Origin of the sequence: Caballeronia grimmiae (assembly GCF_000698555.1) — a bacterium.
Lineage (GTDB): Bacteria > Pseudomonadota > Gammaproteobacteria > Burkholderiales > Burkholderiaceae > Caballeronia > Caballeronia grimmiae.
The window spans coordinates 1-18087 of record NZ_JFHE01000048.1 but is presented as its reverse complement, the minus strand read 5'-3'; the positions used below and the strand labels follow the sequence as shown (position 1 = coordinate 18087).

The 18087-nt window shown below is 63.5% G+C and carries 15 protein-coding genes and 1 pseudogene; 7 read left to right on the top strand and 9 right to left on the bottom strand.

What is annotated here, in order from left to right; translation table 11 throughout:
- Positions 1-49: 49 nt before the first annotated feature.
- The 4 genes from BG57_RS27370 to glcD are packed head-to-tail and all read right to left on the bottom strand — an operon-like array spanning position 50 to position 5237.
- Entirely contained in the window at positions 50-1378 is a 1329-nt protein-coding gene (locus BG57_RS27370; RefSeq protein ID WP_035970020.1) for an MFS transporter, read from the bottom strand.
- 35 nt (positions 1379-1413) lie between these two features.
- Positions 1414-2631 (bottom strand): glycolate oxidase subunit GlcF, encoded by a 1218-nt coding sequence (glcF, locus tag BG57_RS27365; protein ID WP_035970019.1) that lies wholly within the window; start codon positions 2629-2631, stop codon positions 1414-1416.
- 36 nt (positions 2632-2667) lie between these two features.
- Positions 2668-3738: a glycolate oxidase subunit GlcE gene (glcE, locus tag BG57_RS27360; protein WP_035970018.1), complete on the bottom strand. Its 1071-nt coding sequence runs from the start codon at positions 3736-3738 to the stop codon at positions 2668-2670.
- Positions 3738-5237, bottom strand: coding sequence for a glycolate oxidase subunit GlcD (glcD, locus tag BG57_RS27355; RefSeq protein ID WP_035970017.1), 1500 nt, complete (start codon positions 5235-5237; stop codon positions 3738-3740). Before glcD ends, glcE begins: the two co-directional genes overlap by 1 nt.
- Positions 5238-5480: 243 nt before the next feature.
- Here glcD and glcC point away from each other — a divergent pair, with 243 nt between their 5' ends.
- The 4 genes from glcC (at position 5481) to BG57_RS27335 (ending at position 9034) form a co-directional block, all read left to right on the top strand.
- Positions 5481-6236 carry a transcriptional regulator GlcC gene (gene glcC / locus BG57_RS27350; protein WP_035970016.1) on the top strand — a complete coding sequence of 252 codons (756 nt, stop codon included), beginning with the start codon at positions 5481-5483 and terminating at the stop codon, positions 6234-6236.
- Between the two features lie 68 nt (positions 6237-6304).
- Positions 6305-7369 carry a tartrate dehydrogenase gene (locus BG57_RS27345; protein WP_035970015.1) on the top strand — a complete coding sequence of 355 codons (1065 nt, stop codon included), beginning with the start codon at positions 6305-6307 and terminating at the stop codon, positions 7367-7369.
- Positions 7370-7401: 32 nt separating this feature from the next.
- On the top strand, positions 7402-8196 hold the full coding sequence (locus BG57_RS27340; RefSeq protein ID WP_035970014.1) for an enoyl-CoA hydratase/isomerase family protein: 795 nt from the start codon (positions 7402-7404) through the stop codon (positions 8194-8196).
- Positions 8197-8737: 541 nt separating this feature from the next.
- Positions 8738-9034, top strand: a complete 297-nt coding sequence (locus BG57_RS27335) for a DUF6723 family protein (RefSeq protein ID WP_052006041.1) — start codon at positions 8738-8740, stop codon at positions 9032-9034.
- A 101-nt stretch (positions 9035-9135) separates the two neighbouring features.
- Here BG57_RS27335 and otnC read toward each other — a convergent pair whose 3' ends face one another.
- Positions 9136-9795: a 3-oxo-tetronate 4-phosphate decarboxylase gene (gene otnC, locus BG57_RS27330; RefSeq protein WP_035970013.1), complete on the bottom strand. Its 660-nt coding sequence runs from the start codon at positions 9793-9795 to the stop codon at positions 9136-9138.
- On the bottom strand, positions 9792-11093 hold the full coding sequence (gene otnK / locus BG57_RS27325) for a 3-oxo-tetronate kinase (protein WP_035970012.1): 1302 nt from the start codon (positions 11091-11093) through the stop codon (positions 9792-9794). Before otnK ends, otnC begins: the two co-directional genes overlap by 4 nt.
- A 289-nt stretch (positions 11094-11382) precedes the next feature.
- Here otnK and BG57_RS27320 point away from each other — a divergent pair, with 289 nt between their 5' ends.
- Positions 11383-12192, top strand: a complete 810-nt coding sequence (locus BG57_RS27320; RefSeq protein ID WP_035970011.1) for a DeoR/GlpR family DNA-binding transcription regulator — start codon at positions 11383-11385, stop codon at positions 12190-12192.
- A gap of 41 nt (positions 12193-12233) precedes the next feature.
- On the opposite strand, the gene BG57_RS27315 is transcribed toward BG57_RS27320, so the two are convergent.
- Positions 12234-13814 (bottom strand): catalase, encoded by a 1581-nt coding sequence (locus BG57_RS27315; protein WP_035970010.1) that lies wholly within the window; start codon positions 13812-13814, stop codon positions 12234-12236.
- 183 nt (positions 13815-13997) lie between these two features.
- Complete coding sequence (yghU, locus tag BG57_RS27310) at positions 13998-14867, bottom strand: glutathione-dependent disulfide-bond oxidoreductase (RefSeq protein WP_035970009.1); 870 nt, start codon at positions 14865-14867, stop codon at positions 13998-14000.
- Between the two features lie 295 nt (positions 14868-15162).
- Between yghU and BG57_RS33980 the strand changes: the two are divergent.
- Positions 15163-15372, top strand: a pseudogene (locus BG57_RS33980) (ShlB/FhaC/HecB family hemolysin secretion/activation protein); the annotation flags it as partial.
- 153 nt (positions 15373-15525) lie between these two features.
- On the opposite strand, the gene BG57_RS27305 reads toward BG57_RS33980, so the two are convergent.
- Entirely contained in the window at positions 15526-16632 is a 1107-nt protein-coding gene (locus BG57_RS27305) for a helix-turn-helix domain-containing protein (protein WP_035970008.1), read from the bottom strand.
- Between the two features lie 311 nt (positions 16633-16943).
- Between BG57_RS27305 and BG57_RS27300 the strand changes: the two genes are divergently transcribed.
- Positions 16944-18087 (top strand): methyl-accepting chemotaxis protein (locus tag BG57_RS27300; RefSeq protein WP_035970007.1); only part of this gene is annotated, 1144 nt, incomplete at its 3' end.

Genomic DNA, 18087 nt, shown 5'->3' with positions numbered 1-18087 from the left:
GACGCGCCGCCTGTTCGAAGGCGGCGCGGTAAGTATGAACCTTCAGGGCTTATCCCGCGAGGCGCTCCGACCCACGAGCCGCCTGCCGCGTTTGCAGCAGCGCGAGCACCGCGCCGAAGACGAGCGCGCCCGACACGCAATAGATGCCCGCGTTAGTGCTATGCGTCACGTCCTTCAGCCAGCCGATGATCGACGCGCTGACGAAGCCGGCGAGATTGCCGACCGAGTTGATCATGCCGATGGCCGCTGCTGCGGAACCGCCCGCGAGAATCGCGCTGGGATAGGTCCAGAAGACGGGCATCGTCGCGAGCATGCCGGCGGTGCCGACAGTGAGCGCGAGCATCGCAAGCGGAATGTTGCCGGTGAGTTGCGTGCTGGCATAGAGCCCGACACCCGCGAGCGCAGCGGGAATCGCGAAGTGCCAGCGGCGTTCGCCCGTGCGGTCCGAACTGCGTGCAACGAAGAACATGCTCGCCACGGCGACCGCGTACGGAATGGCGGTCAGCAAGCCGACTTGCAGTGCGCCTTGCACGCCGCTTGCCTTCACGAGCGTCGGCAGATAGAAGCTGATGCCATAGAGGCCCATCATGCAGCAGAAGTAGATCACGGCCATCTTCCAGATGCGCAGATCCGTGAACACCTTGCCGAGCGAGCCATGCGTCTTGCCGGCGTCGTCGCGCTGGATGTTCGCTTCGAGCACACGCTTCTCTTCTTCGCTCAGCCACCTCGCAGCGCGAATATTGTTCGGAAGGCAGAACAGCGTGACCACGCCGAGCACCGCCGACGGAATGGCTTCGAGCAGAAAGAGCCATTGCCAGTTCGACCAGCCGCCCACGCCCTGGAATGCGGCCATGATCCATCCGGACAGCGGCCCGCCGACGACGCCCGCTACCGGAATGCCCATCATGAAGAGCGCGTTCATGCGTGAGCGGCGCACGGCCGGAAACCAGTAGGTCAGGTACAGCACGATGCCCGGGAAGAAGCCCGCTTCGGCCACGCCGAGCAGAAAGCGCATGACGTAGAACATCGTCGGCGTCTTGACGAAGAGCGACGCCGCGGAAATGATCGCCCACGTAATCATGATCCGCGCGATCCAGACCCGCGCGCCGACGCGATGCATGATGATATTGCTTGGCACTTCGAACAAAAAATAGCCAATGAAAAAGATGCCCGCGCCGAGACCGTACACCGTCTCGCTGAAGGCGAGGTCATTGAGCATCTGCAGCTTGGCGAAGCCGACGTTCACACGGTCCAGATACGCAGCGACGTAACAGAGAAAGAGGAAGGGCAGGAGCCGCCATGCGGCTTTCGAATAGGCGCGCGCTTCGATTGCGGAGGAACCGCGCGCCTCGCTGTCGGGATAGTTGTTGCTTACCACAGTGTGTCTCCAGTCTCGTTATGAATGATGTGTGCCTACGCGATGGCCTCGTCGACGATCTCGATCCAGTGGCGCACCGCCGTGCGTCCTGCGCCGCCGAGATGCGTCTGACAGCCGATGTTCGCGGTCGCGATGATATCGGGTTGGCCGCTTTCAAGGGCGTCGAGCTTGTTGTCGCGCAACTGGCGTGAAAGCTCGGGCTGCGTGAATGCATACGTTCCCGCCGATCCGCAGCACAAGTGCGCGTCGGGCACGGACGTCAGCGAAAAACCGAGGCGGCTCAATATCGCTTCCACTGATCCGCCGAGCTTCTGCGCATGCTGAAGCGTGCAGGGGCAATGGAAGGCCACGCGCTGCTCGGCCTTCGCACGCAGATGTTCGACCGGCAATGCCGCAAGCACTTCGCCGATATCGCGCGCCAGTTCGCTCACGCGAGCCGCCTTGGCGGCATAGACGGGATCGTTGCGCAGCAGATGACCGTATTCCTTGATGAACGCGCCGCAGCCGCTCGCGGTCTGAATGATCGCTTCCGCGCCGGCTTCGATCTTCGGCCACCACGCGTCGATGTTGCGCCGTGCGCGGTCAAGCCCGGCGTCCTGCGCGTTGAGGTGATAGTCGACCGCGCCGCAGCAGCCGGCGTCCTGCGCGGCCTCGATGCTGACGCCCAGCCGATCCAGCACACGCGCGGTCGCCGCGTTCGTGTTCGGCGACAGCGAGCGTTGCGCGCAGCCTTCGAGCATCAGCATGCGCCGCGCGTGACGAATCGGCGGGCGCGGCGCGGCGTTCGCGATCTCGCGCGGAATCTTGTCGCCGATCTTCGCGGGCAGCGCGCCCCGCATCAACTGGCCTGCCTTCAGCAATGCGCTGAACGTGCGCGGGCTGGGAATCACCTTTCGCAGTCCCGCGCGCATCACGCGCTCGCTGATGGGACGCTCGACGCGCGCTTCCAGCATGTCGCGGCCGATATCGAGCAGCGCGTGATACTTCACGCCCGATGGACACGTCGTTTCGCAATTGCGGCAGGTGAGACAGCGGTCCAGATGCAGTTGCGTCTTGTCGCTCGCCGGCTGGCCTTCGAGCATCTGCTTGATGAGATAGATGCGCCCGCGCGGGCCATCTAGTTCATTGCCGAGCAATTGATACGTCGGGCACGTCGCGTTGCAAAAGCCGCAATGCACGCACGATCGGAGAATGTCCTCCGCTTCCTTCGCGCGCGGCAGCGTGAGAGCCTGCTCGCTGAGATTCGTTTGCATGTCGATTAGTCGATGAGATCGCGTGGGGCTTCGTGCTCAATACGCGGCGTACATGCGCCCCGGATTGAAGATGCGGTGCGGATCGAGGCGCGCTTTCAGTTGCTCGTGCAGGCGCATGAGCGGCGCGGGCAGCGGATGAAACGGCTCTGCATCGCGATGCGCGGCGAAACACGTCGCGTGTCCGCCCGCGGCGCTCGCGATCGTGCGAATATCGGTGGCGCGCGCATCGCTTTTGAGCCAGCGTTGCGCGCCGGCCCAGTCGAGCAGCGCCGCGCCGGGCAGGTCTATGAGCGGCGTCGCATTGGGAAGCGACAAACGCCAGAGCGGGCGCGGATCGTCGAAGAAGGCGAGACGCTGCTCGCGCAGGTCTTCCCAGAAACGCTGATCGAGCGCGCCGCCGATGCGATCCACCGCCGCTTGCACCGATCCTGTGCCGCCTTCGAGCCGCACGTGCAGCGCGCCTTCGATGAAGCACGCGCCGCTGACGGGCAGCGCCGCGCGCCGCCATGCCGACAACTCGCGCATCGCTTCGCTGGCGTCCATCGCGATGACTAGACTCGAGGAGGCACGCGGCTTCGGCAGCACTTTCAGCGATACCTCGGTGATGAGGCCGAGGCAGCCGAAGCTGCCGCTCATCAAACGCGATACATCGAAACCGGCGACGTTCTTCATCACCTGACCGCCGAAGCGCAGATGCTTGCCTTCACCGGTGATGACGCGGCAGCCGAGCACGAAGTCACGCACGGAGCCTGCCCACGGCCGGCGCGGGCCGGCGAGCCCGCTCGCAACCACGCCGCCCAGGGTCGCCATCCCGTCATGGGTCGGCGGCTCGCACGGCAGCATCTGGTTCGCTTCGTCGAGCGCCGCGTTGATTTCGGCGAGCGGCGTGCCGGCGCGCGCGGTGATGACCAGCTCGCTCGGATCGTAACTGACGATGCCGCGATGCGTGCGCGTGTCGATCTCGCGCGTGGACGTCGTCGCCGGACGGCCGAGGAACGCCTTGGTCGCAGCGCCGCGAATCGATAGCGGCTCGTGGCGCGCAATCGCATGTTGAACCTCGTCGACGAGGCGCGCGCTGTCATCGAAGGATAAGGAGTCGCGCCGCATCAGAACCGCTCCAGTTCAGGGAAGGGCAGTGCGCCGTGATGCACGTGCATCGCGCCGAATTCGGCGCAGCGGTGCAGCGTCGGCACGTTCTTGCCGGGATTGAGCAGGCCGTTGGCGTCGAATGCCGCCTTGACCGCATGGAAGAAAGTGAGTTCGTCCGAGTTGAACTGCGCGCACATCTGATTGATCTTCTCGCGGCCCACGCCATGTTCGCCGGTGATGCTACCGCCCACTTCGACGCACAGTTCGAGGATGCGCGCGCCAATCGTCTCGGCGCGTTCCGTTTCGCCGGGCGCGTTCGCATCGAAGAGAATCAGCGGATGCATGTTGCCGTCGCCCGCATGGAAGACGTTGGCCACTTGCAGCCCGTATTCCTGCGACAACGCCGCGATGCCCCGCAGCACGCGCGACAGCTCGCGGCGCGGAATGGTTCCGTCCATGCAGTAGTAATCGGGCGAGATGCGGCCCACTGCCGGGAACGCGTTCTTGCGGCCCGCCCAGAAGCGCTGGCGTTCCGCTTCGTTTGCGGCGAGCCGGATATCGGTCGCGCCCGCCGCGCGCAGCAGCGCTTCGACGCGCTCGCAATCTTCCTGCACGTCGGACTCGACGCCATCCACCTCGCAGAGCAGCAGCGCTTCGGCATCGACCGGATAGCCCGCGCGAATGAAGTCCTCGGCGGCGCGGATCGCGAGGTTGTCCATCATTTCGAGGCCGCCGGGAATGACGCCCGCCGCGATGATCTGCGCGACGGCGTCGCCGGCGCGTTCCACATCGTCGAAGCTCGCGAGCAGCACTTTCGCGCTTTGCGGCTTGGTCAGCAGCTTGACCGTGACTTCGACGACGACGCCCAGCATGCCTTCCGAACCGGTGATGAGCGCGAGCAGATCGAAGCCGGGTGAATCGAGCGCCTCGGAGCCGAGCGTCACGCACTCGCCGTCGATGGTCACGATATCGACCTTCAGGATGTTATGGACCGTGAGGCCGTACTTGAGGCAATGCACGCCGCCCGCGTTCTCCGCCACGTTGCCGCCGATGGAACACGCAATCTGCGACGACGGATCGGGCGCGTAATAGAGGCCATGCGGCGCGGCGGCTTGCGAGATCGCAAGGTTGCGGACGCCGGGCTGCACACGCGCCATGCCCGCTTCGGCGTCGATTTCGAGGATACGATTGAAGCGCGCCATCACGAGCAGGATACCTTTCTCGAGCGGCAATGCGCCGCCCGAAAGCCCGGTGCCCGCGCCGCGCGCAACCACAGGAATGTGATGCGCCGACGCGTACTTGAGCAGCGCCTGGACTTCATCGACGTTGCCGGGCAACGCGACGAGCATCGGCGTGATGCGATACGCGGAAAGGCCGTCGCATTCGAACGGGCGCAGGTCTTCCTGATCGTGCAGGAGTTGAAGATGGGGCAGAAGCGCCCGAAGATCGCGGACGATGGCGGACTTGTCGTGATCGCGCAGCGGGCCGTCGATTCTTTCGTCGTAGGCGTAGGTCATGCGGTGTCTCCGTGCGGACGGCGTTCGTTTCGTCGCCTGTCCGATTGCATGGTTTGCGCATTTTTGCGGCTCGCCTGTGTGCTTGTCGATGATTTTCGAGCTGGTATGACCAGTTTCTTTCGACAGGAATGCGTGCGTGTGGCGGCGCACGCCCTGAAAATAACCGTATCGGGGGCGTTTCGGTTAATGGATGGTGCTACCATCACAGCTGGTCATACCAGTGCGGAAAGCAGAGGTGGCGGCATGGAAGCGGACAAGCGCAAACTCGCGGATGTGGTCGTCGAGCGTGTGGAGCGTCTTATCGTCGATGGCGTGTTGAAAGAGGGCGAGCCGTTGCCCTCGGAACGCCGTCTGACCGAGAAGCTCGGCGTGTCGCGCACGGCGCTGCGCGAAGGATTAAGGATCTTGCGTGCGCGCGGACTGATCGAGACATCGCATGGAAAAGGCTCGTTCGTCGCGAAGCTGACCGTCGAGCCCGCGCAAACGCCGATGATGCATCTGCTCGGCTCGCAACCGCGCACGCTCTACGACCTGCTCGAAGTGCGGGAGATGATCGAAGCGGAATCGGCCCGCCTCGCCGCGATGCGCGGCACGCCGGCCGACCACATTCTCATCAAGCGGCGCTATGAAGAGATGATGGCCGCGCAATCGAAGGAAACGGACGCGACCACGCATGCGCGGCTCGATCACGCGTTCCATCTCGCGATCTGCGAGGCGTCGCATAACCCGGTGCTCGTGCATACGCTCGGCATCCTCAACGACCTGATGCTGAGTTCCGTGTTTGCGTCCGTGAACAATCTTTATCACCGCGAGCAGCACAAGCGCGTGATCGACCGCCAGCATGCGCGGCTCTATAACGCGGTGACGGGGCAGTTGCCCGAACAGGCGCGCCGCGCCGCGAGCCAGCATATTCGCAGCGTGCGCGAGCGTTTCGCCGAAATCGAACAGGAAGAGCAGCGGCTCGTGCGATCGACGTTGCGGCTCGAAGGCTGGGCGTGAGCAAGCCGGCAAGCCATATAGAATGACTCGCGTCGAACGCGTATCCATTAACGAGGAGACAGCCAGCAATGACCAAACGTTATCGCATCGCCGTGATTCCCGGTGACGGCATCGGTGTGGAAGTGATGCCCGAGGGCCTGCGCGCGCTCGATGCCGTCGCAAGACGCTTCGATCTTGCGCTCGACTACGACCATATCGACTGGGCGAGCTGCGACTACTATCTCGCGCACGGCCAGATGATGCCGGACGACTGGAAGAGCCGGCTCGAAGCATGCGACGCGATTCTCTTCGGCGCGGTCGGCTGGCCCGACAAGGTGCCCGATCACATTTCGCTGTGGGGCTCGCTGCTCAAGTTCCGGCGCGAATTCGATCAGTACATCAACCTGCGTCCCGCGCGTCTTTTCGATGGCGTGCCTTCGCCGCTCGCAAATCGCAAGGCGGGCGATATCGACTTCATGATCGTGCGTGAAAACACCGAAGGCGAATACTCGTCGGTCGGCGGCGTGTCGTTCGAAGGCACGGAGCGCGAGTTCGTATCGCAGACCTCCATCTTCACGCGCAAGGGTGCGGAGCGCGTGCTGAAGTTCGCGTTCGATCTCGCGCAGCAGCGCAAGAAGAAGCTCACGGTCGCGACGAAAAGCAACGGCATCTCGATCAGCATGCCGTGGTGGGACGCGCGTGCCGCTGAAATGGCGCAGCAGTATCCCGACATCGTGTGGGACAAGCAGCACATCGACATTCTCAGCGCGCGCTTCGTGTTGAGTCCGGATCGCTTCGATGTCGTCGTCGCGACGAACCTGTTCGGCGATATTCTTTCCGATCTCGGACCGGCATGCACGGGCACTATCGGCATCGCGCCATCGGCCAACATGAATCCGGAGCGCAACTTTCCTTCGTTGTTCGAGCCGGTGCATGGGTCTGCGCCCGACATCGCGGGCAAGGGCATTGCCAACCCGATCGCAATGATCTGGTCAGCCGCGATGATGCTCGACTTCCTCGGCGAACGCGCAGCACACGACGCGATGCTCGATGCGATCACCGCTGTCCTGAAGGAAGGCCCGCATACGGGCGATCTCGGCGGCAAGGCAAGCACGGCCGAAGTGGGCGAAGCGGTGGCGGCGCGCATCGGCTGAACGTTCGATCACAAGACAAGGAGACGCAGCGGATGAACGACAACGACAAGAGCACGCAAGGCGAAGTCCGATTGACCATCGATGGTGCGGCGGCGCATGTCGTCTTCGATCGTACGGACGCGCACAACGCCATGACCTGGCGCATGTACGAGCAGTTGGAAGCCATCTGCGAACGTCTTGCGAACGAGCGCGATGTGCGCGTCGTCACGTTTCGCGGCGCGGGCGGCAAGGCCTTCGTAGCAGGCACGGACATTCAGCAATTCCGCGCGTTCGAGACCGCCGAAGATGGCGTGAATTACGAGCGCCGCATCGAGCGCGTGCTGAAGAAGGTCGATGCCTTGCCGATGCCCACGCTCGCCATCGTCGATGGATGGTGTGTCGGCGGCGGCCTCGCGATTGCGGCATGCTGCGATCTACGCATCGCGACGCCGCGTGCACAGTTCGGCGTACCGATTGCACGCACGCTCGGCAACTGCCTTGCGATCAGTAATACGGCGCGACTTGTTGCGGAGTTCGGCATTGGACGCGCAAAGCGCATGCTCGTGCTGGGCGACATGCTGGACGTAACAGACGCCATCGCTGCGGGCTTCGTCATCGAAAGCGTCGAGCCCGATCAACTGGATGCGCGCGCGGCGGCGCTCGTCGATCGTCTTTCGCGCAATGCGCCGATCACGATGCGCGTGAGCAAGCAGTCGATGTCGCGCATGCTGGCCGCACTGCCGCTCGAAGGCGATGATCTGGTCCGCGATTGCTACGGCAGCCAGGATTTCCACGAAGGCGTCGCAGCGTTCACCGAAAAGCGCCCGCCGGCGTGGAAGGGTGTTTGACGTTCAGTAAGCGTGTCGATTTCGTGTCAAAGCGCTCAGCAATACTCGCGTTGCCGTTGTACGTGCGTGCTTCATCGCCTCGTCGAGATGGCTTGCTCTGCGCCTTGTACCTTGCACCGGTAGAACGCGTACTTAATGCAAAGATTTCGGACGCGTGCCCGAGCAATTACACAAAGCAAGGTCGGATACCTAACGAACCGTATGCGCCATGTGGGTCCGCGCGAGACGCGCATGGGCACAGCGAATGCACACCTATTGCGATGCAGACGCGCGCACGCAAGTGCACGAGAGCGTTGTCATCTCGATGCAGTACTCATTTGCCGCCTGCTTCATCCACGTGCCACGGTTCGCTGGAGACGAAGTGCGGCAGTGGCCTCGCGTATGGATCGACCAGTCAGTGGCGAACGAGGACCGGCCGCGACACGATGCATTGCCCAATTGTTCAAAAACCCGCGCGACCTACACGGCCGGCACATTGTCGTTGTCTGAAGCGGGAAACGAGCATTGGTTAGGTAACGTTTCGATGGATTGGGAGTTATGCATGACGCATATCACTGGAAGGCGCCCGAAGCTCGTGTTGTTCCCCACGCGACGAGTATTGCCTACCGCCGGAGCGGACGAGGACGATTTCCATATCTACGCTTCATATCGCGGGACGAGTGCGAGCGGATACTACGGCACGCTGAAAGTCGTTCGTAAAACGGACGGCCGGCTTCTTTTTCCGTTCGATGGCGCCGATACAATCGGTCCCTATCCGGTGAAGGGAGAGGCGATCGAAGCGGCGCAACGGCGTGGCGATGAAGTCGTCCGCGCCGACCTCGCGCGACCCGAGCTTTGACTGCGGTTGTGGTTTTTGCCGAGGAAATGGGCGCGTTCGTTCGATACATCGCGTCAGACCATCATGCGTCTGCGCGATGCCCGGCTCGTCTCGACACGGCGTCACCAACGCGCGTTGAAGCTCCGCCGCAGTTCATCGATCGCGGCTTCGTCGAGCGGAGCGGGGCGCGGCGTCGACATGAGCCAGAGGCGCGCCGTCTCCTCCAGTTCTTCCAGCGCAAACGACGCATGCGATACGCTGCGCTCCCACACGACCGGCCCGAGCCGTTCGAGCAGCACCGCACGCACGTCCGCCGCAAGCTGCGCGATTTCAGCGGCGACCTGTGGATCGCCCGGGCGGCGATATCGCACGAGCGGGACATGGCCGACCTTCATCACGTAGTACGGCGTGATCGGCGGCAGCACGTCGTCGTCGCGCCATACACCGGCGAGCGTCAATGCGACGAGCGACGTCGAATGCGTATGCACGACGCCGCGCGTTTCCGCGTTGGCGTCGTAGATCCGGCGATGCAGCTCCAGCGTCTTCGATGGCCGCCCGCCCGACAGATGCTGGCCGCTTGCGTCCACCTTCGCGATATCGGCGGGATCGAGCCGGCCGAGACACGCATCCGTGGGCGTGATGAGCCAGCCGTCGTCGCATCGTGCGCTAATGTTGCCCGCCGTGCCGACGGTATAGCCACGGGCATAGAGACTTGCACCGACCGTGCAGATTTCCTCGCGCAGCTTCGCATCGCTGTTCGCGCCGATGAGGTTGCCGCTCATGCGCGTGCCCCTTCGGTGAAGCGCAGCGCCTTCGCGAAGAAATCGCCCGCGCCGAAGTTGCCCGACTTGAGGGCGAGCGCAAGCGGCGTTTCACCGACCGTCACCGTGACCGGCACGCCCGGATCGATCGGCGGCCCGATCTGCAACATGTCGACGCCGAGCGCCTGCACCACCGCGCCCGACGTTTCCCCGCCCGCCACCACGAAGCGCCGCACGCCGCGCGCCTTCGCCTCGCGCGCGATGGCGGCGAGCGCATCTTCGACCAGCTTGCCCGCGGCGGCCACGCCGATTTCCTGCTGCACCGCCTTCACTTCGTCGGGCGTGGCCGTCGCATAGATGAGGACCGGCTGAGGCGCGTTTTCATCGATGAAAGCGAGCGCCGCGTCGACCACCGGCTCGCCACGCGACAGCGCGCGCGGATCGATGCGAAACGCGGGCCGCGACGCGAGCCATTCGGCCACTTGCGCGTTCGTCGCTTTCGACGCGCTGCCTGCCAGCACGAGCGCCGCGCCGTCTACAGCGGGCAATTCAGCGGCCTTGTCGTTCGACTCGATGAGTCCCGCGCGCCGGAAGTTTTCCGGCAAGCCGATGGCGACGCCCGAACCGCCCGTGATCAGCGGAAGGTCCGCGCATGCCGCGCCGAGGGTGCGCAAGTCGGCGTCGGTGAGCGCGTCGGCGATGGCGAGGCGCACGCCGTCCGCACGCAGCCGCGCGATCGCATCGCGCACGGCCGCTTCGCCCGCTGCGACGGTTTCGCTGGCAATCAGGCCGACTTTCGACTTCGATTGGCGCTGCAACACGCGCACGAGGTTGGGATCGCGCATCGGCGTGAGCGGGTGGTTCTCCATGCCCGATTCATTGAGCAGCGCATCGCCGACGAACAGATGTCCGCGATACACCGTGCGCTTGTTCTCGGGAAACGCGGGGCAGGCGATCGCGAAGTCGTCGCCCCCGGTTTTGGCGAGCGCATCGAGCAATGCTTCGGCGACCGGGCCGATGTTGCCCGCATCGGTCGAATCGAACGTCGAGCAATACTTGAAGAAGAACTGACGGCAGCCCTGCGCACGCAGCCAGTCGAGCGCGGCGAGCGACTGGGCGACCGCGTCGGCGGGATCGATGGTGCGCGACTTCAGCGCGACCACGAGCGCGTCTGCGTCGATCGGCTCCGCCGACCCCGGCACGCCGATGGTCTGAATCGTACGCATGCCGCCGCGCACGAGCATGCTCGCGAGGTCGGTGGCGCCGGTGAAATCGTCGGCGATGCATCCCAGGACGGGACGCCGGTTAGATGTCTGCATGTCGGGTCTCCATGTGTCGATTGGACGGGCGTTTGCTACGTCGATGTTAATGCATGTTAACGTGATTGACGATGGTGATAATAAAAGTTAATGTGTGTGATCGCGACGAGCAGCCAGAGTTTGCGCGCGCCCACTGGCATCGTTAGCCGGCGCACGCGTTTCCGGCAATGCCTTTCTCGCGCGGATGCCAAGTTGAGCTACGAACTGGCGTACCTGTGCATCGGCTAAGATACGCGTTGATTTCGCGGGCCGCCGTCATGGCGCTCATGCCCGCATCGAAGGTCTTTCCATGTCGAGCCAAGCCAAACCCGATGCCGCCGATGTACCGCTGATTCCCGATCAGCGGCGCGAAGCCATGCTGCGGCAATTGCGGCGGGACAAGGTGCTGTCGGTGCACCAGTTGATGGAGTCGTTCAACTGTTCGCATATGACGGTGCGGCGCGATATCGCCGCGCTCGAAGAAGCGGGGCTCGTCTATACCGTGCCGGGCGGCGTGCGTATCGCGAGTCATGTGAACGCGGAGCCGAGTCATCAGTTGAAGGCGGTCGTCGAACTGCCGCAGAAGCAGGCCATCGCGCGGCGGGCGGCAGACACGCTGCGCTCGGGCATGTCCATCTATCTCGATGCCGGCACGACGATGCTCTCGTTCGTGCCACATATCGTCGAGCTATCGAACATGACGGTCGTGACGAACGACTTCGAGATCGTGCGCGAATTCGCGAGCGCGACGCACGTCAATGTCATCCATATCGGCGGTCAACTGGATCACGCGAACCTGTCGAGCGTCGGTTCGCTCGCGGCGGCGACGCTGCGTCAGCTCGTGCTGGACGTGGCGTTCATATCGGCGAGTTCGTGGGATTTGCGGCGCGGCGTAACTACGCCTTCCGCGCCGAAAGTGGAGGTGAAGCTCGCGGCGATGGACGCGGCATCGCGCACCATGCTGACCGTCGCGAGTTCGAAGTACGGGACCGTCGGCCTGTACAAGGTGGCGAGCCTGGAACGCTTCGATCAAGTGATCACCGACGATGCGCTCGCGCCTGCGGCGGCGAACGGCATCCGGCAACAGGGCATCGATCTGGTGCTGGCCGAAGTTCGCTAGGCTTCGGCCAGACCAGCGACGCGCTGGAAGGACTTGCTGGCTTACTTCATCGCAGGCGTTGCTTCTTCCGGCTCATTGCTCGTATAGACCTGCGCTTCCCGGCGCGCGCCCGGCGCGGGTTTTCCTTCGAGCGGCGGCAGCTTCTTCGCCTCTTCCAGATCGATGCCTGCGCCTTCGGCGACACGCGTGCCGTAGTCCGGATCGCAATGCCAGAAGTGCCACACCATGCGCAGCGCGATCGGCTTCGGACATGCCTTCATGTCGGCGACGAGATTGGCGATCAGGTCGTCGCGCTCCCAGTCTTCGAAGCTGCGATAACGCTCGCCGGCCTGCTTGTAGTCGTCCTGCGTGCGCGATGCCTGATAGCGCCCGAGATGGCCTTCGACCCACGGGTGATAGTCGTGCTGCTTCTTCGGCGCTTCTTTCAGGCCGCCCATCATGCTCGGCTCGTAGTTCACGTGCGGATTCTCTCCCGCGTTATCGACGTAATAGGCCATCTGCCCGTCGCGCTGATTGGTCTGCGCACCGTTCTTCGGCGCGTTGACCGGCAATTGCAGATAGTTCGGCCCCACGCGATACCGCTGCGTATCCGAATAAGAGAGCGTGCGGCCTTGCAGCATCTTGTCGTCGGAGAAGTCGATGCCGTCCACCAGCACGCCGGTACCAAACGCGGATTGCTCCGTTTCGGCGAAGACGTTCTTCGGATTCTGATTCAGCACGAGCCGGCCGACCGGCAGCAGCGGGAACTTGTCCTCGGGCCAGCGCTTGGTATCGTCGAGCGGATCGAAGTCCAGTTCGGGATGATCGTCGTCGGACATGATCTGCACGCACATTTCCCATTCGGGATGATCGCCGCGTTCGATGGCATCGTAGAGATCGCGCGTCGCGTGCCCCACATCGCGTCCCTGAATTTCCGCAGCCTGCGCGGACGTCAGGTTCTTCACGCCTTGCTTCGGTTCGAACGAGAACTTGACGAGCACCGCTTCGCCCTGGTCGTTGACGAGCTTGTAGGTGTTGACGCTCGACCCCTGCATGTGACGATAGTCCGCCGGAATGCCCCACGGGCTCTTCACCCACGTGACCATGTGCAGCGACTCCGGATGATGCGCGACGAAGTCGAAGAAGCGCCACGGCTCCTGCCGGTTGGACAGCGGGTCGGGCTTGAACGCGTGGATCATGTCGGGGAACTTGATCGCATCCCGAATGAAAAAGATCTTCAGGTTGTTGCCAACGAGGTCCCAGTTGCCATCCTCGGTATAGAACTTGATGGCGAAGCCACGCGGATCGCGCGCCGTCTCCGGGGATTCCTTCGCGCCGATCACGGTCGAAAAGCGCAGAAACACGGGCGTTTTCACGCCGGCATTTGTCAGCACCTTGGCGCGCGTGTACTTTTCGGCCGGCTCGTTGCCGATCTTGCCGTAGGCCTCGAAGTATCCGTGCGCCGCCGTGCCGCGCGCGTGCACCACGCGCTCGGGAATGCGTTCACGATCGAAGTGCGTGATCTTTTCGATGAACGGATAATTCTCCAGCGTCGCCGGACCCCGTTCGCCGACGGTTCGCATGCTCTGATTGTCCTGCACAGGATGTCCCTGTCGCGTCGTCAGGACTTTCTCATTGCTCATATCTCGCTCCTTGCTCGTGACTGACTAGCAGCCTCTTGGTTGACCGTTTGCTCCGGCGCGCTCAGTCATGCGCCGGCCCGTTGTCCGGGGAAGCAAACACCATACCGATGCCCGCAACGTCGTGGACGCAACGCTGCACGGTAATGTGTCCACGTTTCATCCACGTGTCTCGCGACGTGCGCCTCACCCGGCGAGCTTGTCCTGCGTGCGGGTCTCGAAGTCGGATGCGTCGTGACGCTCGTGCAGCTGGCTGGACGGCTCGCCGAAGGTGCGGTTCACCATGCGGCCGCGCTGCACGGCGGGACGCGCGCCGATGATGTCGGCCCAGCGGCGCACATGCGTGTATTCGTGTACGGAGAGGAACTCGGCTGCATCGTAGAGCCAGCCGTTGACGAGGCCGCCGTACCACGGCCAGATGGCGATATCCGCGATGGTGTACGCGTCGCCTGCGATGAAGGCGCTGTCCGCCAGCCGCTTGTCGAGAACATCGAGCTGGCGCTTGACTTCCATCGCGAAACGGTCGATGGGGTATTCCATCTTCGCCGGCGCGTAGGCGTAGAAGTGGCCGAAGCCGCCGCCGAGATACGGGGCGCTGCCCATTTGCCAGAAGAGCCACGAGAGGCATTCGGCGCGCTGGCCGGGATCGGTCGGCAGGAACGCGCCGAACTTTTCCGCGAGATACAGCAGGATCGCGCCGGATTCGAATACGCGTATGGGCTTGGTGTGGCTGCGGTCGAGCAGGGCGGGAATCTTCGAGTTCGGATTCACGTCGACGAAGCCGCTGCCGAACTGCTCGCCCTCGCCGATGCGGATGAGCCATGCATCGTATTGCGCGCCTTCGTGTCCGAGCGCGAGCAACTCTTCGAGCATCACCGTCACTTTGACGCCGTTGGGCGTCGCCAGCGAATAAAGCTGTAACGGATGGCGTCCGACCGGCAATGGCTTGTCATGCGTGGGGCCGGAAACGGGGCGATTGATGTTGGCGAAACGCCCGCCGCTCTCCTTGTTCCAGGTCCATACGGCCGGTGGTACGTAGTCGGACGGGTCGCTCATGCTTCAGGCTCCTTCGCGGATGGAGGTGTGGGGTCGGTTGAGGTTAGCAGGTCCGTGGGGATCGTGCTTTTTGCTGGCTTGCGGAGTGGGTTCGTCCGCGGTGCTTCAGCAAAGTGCGGCTTCGGTCTGCGGCGATATTGGCGAGTCAGGCAACTTAGGGCTTTGCGCAATGCTCTCGTTAAGCGTTCAAAAGCAGATTCAGAGCGGGTCGACTGTGATAGACCATTAGGACAACGACAATCAGGTTCGACTGGTTTCGCCGCGACGCAAGAGAGATGAATGAAGGTTTGTACGAGGCATCGACTACGGCCGCGTGTTCGGACCGAACACCGCGTTCCTGGCGGGCACGCGATTGGTCCATGCAGTAGTCGGTGTGCGAGGCGGCATCCCGTGCAAGTATGCGGGACTCAGCTACGACCTCTTTGTAGGAACGCCGACTCATAAGCCATCGGCGTTTGCGACATCCCGCGTGACCGTCGGCTTCCAGGTGACGGCGCAACTCTGAGGAAGGCCCGCATCGAAGGCGCGATCGAGCATCGTCAACGCACAACGAAAAACGGCCGCGGTAGCCGTCGAGCGAACACCGGGCATATCACGCGAGAATGGCTTTTAGCGTAACGCCGCGCCCGCAACCTTCAGCGATCCCGCTAATCCGCCGTCACACCCCCTTGTTCCACCGCTCGAACCGCTTGCGTGTCACCAGCGCAATCCGGTCCGACGCAAGCGCCGCCAGATTCACAAGCCGTCGCTTCTGCACCGCATCGATCGAGCGGGGTTGCCGGTCGATGCCGCACAGCGCGCCCAGCGCATTGCCCTGCGCGTCACGCAACGGCGCACCGGCATAGAAGCGAATGCGCGGTTCGCCGGTCACGAGCGGATTCGCACTGAAGCGCACATCGGCCGCGGCGTCATCGACGATAAAAACATCGTTCTGCATGATCGTGAAATTGCAGAACGCCCACGGACGCGGCGTCTCTCGCGCATTGAGTCCCCAACGCGCCTTGAACCATTGACGATCCGGCGTCAGCAGCGTCATCAGGCTGATCGGCACACGCAGTACCTCGGCCGTCAGCTGAACGATTTCATCGAACTCCGGCTCGCTCAGCGTATCGACGAGACCCGTGCGCGCCACGGCCTGCACGCGCGCATCTTCGTTCGGCGCGACAGGATAGGACGATGCGGCATCGTCGGGAGGCGTAAGCGCAAGGGATTGAAGCAGCGCCGCCGCGAACGCGGGGCGGTCGGCTGGCGTGTGCAGCAGCGTGACGCGCGACAGGCTGCCGAGGTCCGCCTCCAGTTGTGCGCTGCTCAGGTCGGTCACGATGAGCATGCGCATATGCGCAAGGTCGCGCGAATGCAGTAGGCGTCGCGCCATCGACAAGCGTTCCCAGTCGCCGCGCATCAGCTCGATCGCGATGACAGCCGGCATGGCCACGCCCGCGTCGAGCATCGCGTTGAACGGATCGCTTTGGCCGATGCCGTGCATTCCCGCCGCCGCCACCGCCTCCAGGAAGTCCGGCAGCGCGGCTTCCGATGCTACGACGAGCGCCATCGCATTCTCTATGCGCGCCGCAGCCTGCCGCCCGTTTCCGAGCTGCTCGCGCAGCGCGATGACCGCACTTCTGCGCACGCGACGATGACCGCCCGGCGTCTTCCACGATTCGATCATCCCCTGTTCGATCCACGTCTGCGCCGTCTTGACCGACACGCCAAGAATGGCCGCTGCGTCTCGGCTGGTCAGGATGGGATCGTCGTTGGTTGACATGGGGCTCCTTGAGTTGAGGTCGCAAACGATAGCTGGCTTCGGCTTAAAGCACAATCGCCGAATTTGATAGAAACGGCAATTTTTCGCTTGCGCGGTTTCTCCGTTAAATCTACGCTTAACGCAGCTATCGCGCTGTCATCTGCATCCATCGGTCGCAATTACCCGCAGTTACGAGGAAGGTAGGTAATTATGGCTGCCATCGAGTCGATGAGCAAGACGGCTTAAATTGATAAAAACGGAATGTCTCGATAACGAAGCGGGCGCGAATCGCCGGCAACGCCGCGGACCACGGCGCAACACATAACAAAGCCATGAATCTCAACACCATGTCGATCAGGGCGAAACTCGCCTTGTCATTCAGTTTTCTTACGGGGGTCGTGCTCGTCGTATCGGCGGTGTCGATCAACGCGCTCGGCGATGCGAACCGGCGCTTCTCCGGCTATGTGGACGGCGCCAACGCGCGGGCCGCGATGGCCGCGCAGGTTCGCACGGCGGTCGACCGCCGTGCGATCGCAGCGCGCAACATGGCGCTCGTCACGTCGCCCGCCGACTTCGCGCTCGAGAAGGAAGCCGAAGCCCGCGCGCAGGCGGATGTCACCGCGAATCTCGCCACGCTCGACGCGATGATCGCTTCGAGCAGCGACACCACTGCGCAAGCACGCGCGCTGATCGCCGAGATCGAACGCGTCGAATCGCTTTATGCGCCGGTCGCGCGATCCATCGTCGAACTCGCGAGCGAGCATCGGCAGGAGGAAGCCGTGCGGAAGATCAACGACGAATGCCGGCCGCTGCTGGCCGCGCTCGTCGCCGCGACCGACGCCTACTCGACGCACACGCATCGGCGCGCCGAGGAACTCGTGGCGGACGCGCACGAACACTATGTGGCGCAGATGCAGATTCTCGCTGCCATCTGCCTAGGTTCGCTTGCCGCTGCGGTGCTGGCGGGCGTGCTCATTACGCGCGGGCTCACGCGTGCCCTCGGCACGGAGCCGGCGACGCTCAAGGAAATCACGCAGCGTGTCGCCTCGGGTGATCTCAGCCCGGTCGCGATGACGCGTGCAGCCCCCGCAGGCAGCGTGCTCTCGTCGATGGATGCGATGCAAAAGAGCCTCGTCGCGCTGATCGGCGAAGTGCGCATGGCGGCCGATGGCATCGCCACGGGTTCGATGCAGATCGCTTCCGGCAACGCGGACCTTTCCGCGCGGACGGAAGAGCAGGCATCGTCGCTCCAGCAAACGGCGGCCAGCATGGAAGAACTGACGTCGACGGTCCGGCAGAACGCCGACAACGCGCAACAGGCGAGCACGCTGTCGGCGAATGCGTCGCACGTGGCGCAGCAGGGCAACGCGGTGGTGACGCGCGTCGTCGAGACGATGACCGCCATCAGCGACAGCTCGCTGAAGATCGCGGACATCATCGGGATTATCGAAGGCATCGCGTTTCAGACCAACATTC